We start from the raw sequence: 2,112 nt of genomic DNA, 5'->3' as shown, positions 1-2,112 counted from the left end.
GTTGAGGCAGAGCGGGGCGTCGCGGTCGAAGTCTCCGGGCGTCATCGCCGTCCAGTCGCGTTCCCGACGCTCGCCCACCCGGCACCCCCGCTCCCCGTCCACCCGGAAAGGTTATCGGCAGGTCCGGTGCCCGCCGGACGCCATGTCGTACGGGGCCACGAAATGATGAGACGTAGGTCACACAAGCAGAGCTGTCACACTTCGCGGGGCCGTTCCGTCAGTGAAGCGACACCGTATCGACGGACCGACCTTGGAGAGCACATGAACGCGCGTATCGACTTCTTCGCCAACCCCGTCGCCGGCAAGGTGCTGCGCCACATCAACTCGGCGGGCCGGGCCGCGNNCGCGCCAGCCAGATCAACGGCTGCGGCTTCTGCACCGACATGCACACCAAGGACGCCGCGGCGGCGGGCGAGACCCAGCTGCGTCTCAACCTGGTCGCCACCTGGCGCGAGGCCACCGTCTTCACCGAGGCGGAGCGCGCGGCGCTCGAACTGGCCGAGCAGGGCACCCGGATCGCGGACGCGGCCGCCGGGGTCACCGACGAGGCGTGGGCCAACGCGGCGAAGCACTACAACGAGGACGAGCTCGCCGCGCTGATCTCGCTGATCGCGATCATCAACGCCTACAACCGCATCAACGTCATCAACCAGCAGCCCGCGGGCGACTACCAGCCCGGCCAGTTCGGCTGATCCTCTCCCCCGGCGGGGCCCCTTCCGGCAACGGGAGGGGCCCCGTTCGCTACACCCGGGAAAGCGCGGTGCGCAGGGCCGCCGGGGTCGCCGCCGCCCACGCCTGCGGCGAGCAGGAGTGCGGGTACGGCACCGGCGCCGGGGCGTCCCGGCGGTCGTAGCCGGCGAACACCTCGGGCAGCCGGTGTCCGCTGCGGGCGGCGGCCGCGGTGAGCCCGTCGGCGAGGGCGCGCACCTCGTCGCCGAGGCCGTACCGGGCGAGACCCAGCGCGATCAGGGCGTTGTCGTGCGGCCAGACGCTGCCGCGGTGGTACGACAGCGGGTGGTAGGGCGCCTGTCCGCTCGCCAGGGTCCGGACTGCCCAGCCGGAGAAGAAGTCCGGCCGCAGCAGCCGCCGTCCCGTGATGCGGGCCCGCTCGTCGTCGAGGATGCCCGACCACAGCAGATGGCCCGCGTCGGAGGCCAGGGCGTCGGCCTGGCGGCCCGTGCCGTCCAGGGCGAGCGCGGGGAAGGCGGCCTCCGGCATCCAGAAGTCCCGCAGGAAGCGTTCGCGCAGTCCGGCCGCGAGGCCGTCGAGGCGGCGGGCGTAGGCGTCGTCGTCCCAGACGTCCCTGGCGAGCCGGGCGGTGCGCAGCAGCGCGTCGTAGGCGTAGCCCTGCACCTCGCTGACGGCGAGGGGGCCTTCGGCGGGGGTGCCGTCGGCGAAGCGAATCGAGCCCGGGGAGTCCTTCCAGTTCTGGTTGACCAGGCCGCCGGGGTCCGGGGTGTAGACGAGGTAGCCGCGCTCCTCGAGTCCGCCGTCGGTGAGCATCCAGTCGACGGCGCGGCGGGCGTGCTGCTCCAGGCGCTCGGCGAGCGTGCGGTCGCCGGTGGTCTCGTGGTGGGCGTGCAGCAGGACCAGGAACAGGGGCGTGGCGTCGACGGTGCCGTAGTAGCGGCCGTAGGGAATCTGCCGGAAGTGGGCGAGTTCGCCCTTGCGGACCTCGTGCACGATGCGGCCGGGCTGTTCGCCGCGGAACGCGTCGTAGGTCTGCCCCTGGGTGGCGGCGAGCGCCCCGAGCGTGGCGGCTGCGGTCCCGGGCAGGTAGGGCAGCAGGAAGAGTGAGGTGAGGAGGGAGTCCCGGCCGAACAGGGTGAGGAACCAGGGGCTGCCGGCCGCGGGGACGGCCAGGTCCTCGCCGTCGACGCCGGTGGCGTGGACGGTGAGCAGGTCGAGGTCCGTCATGCCCTGTTCGACGGCGCGGTCCAGGTCGGACGCGCCGGGCGGCAGTGTCCGCCGGGTCCGTCCCGCCGGGCGGGGCACGGGCGGGAGCGGTGCGTGCGGGCGGGCGTGGACGATCAGGCGCAGCTCGGCCCGGCCGTGCGGCTCCAGGGCGAGCCGCCAGCGCAGGGTGCGGGCGGTGCCGCCGTCCGGGGTCTC

At 73.7% G+C, this 2,112-nt stretch carries 1 protein-coding gene and 1 pseudogene; one reads left to right on the top strand and one right to left on the bottom strand.

Translation table 11 applies throughout. The features are described 5' to 3' along the window. The first annotated feature begins 261 nt into the window (after window positions 1-261). Window positions 262-692, top strand: a pseudogene (locus tag CCN29_RS34070) (carboxymuconolactone decarboxylase family protein). A 49-nt stretch (window positions 693-741) separates the two neighbouring features. Here the strand turns inward: CCN29_RS34070 and CCN29_RS34065 are convergent. Then, window positions 742-2,112, bottom strand: a 1,371-nt coding sequence (locus tag CCN29_RS34065) for an amylo-alpha-1,6-glucosidase (protein WP_107481773.1), incomplete at its 5' end; no start/stop codon positions are given.

The sequence above is a fragment of the Streptomyces pseudogriseolus genome (assembly GCA_002154585.1).
GTDB classification, from domain to species: Bacteria; Actinomycetota; Actinomycetes; order Streptomycetales; family Streptomycetaceae; genus Streptomyces; species Streptomyces pseudogriseolus.
The sequence above is the reverse complement of the archived record's forward strand: the minus strand, read 5'-3'. Positions and strand labels throughout refer to the sequence as shown.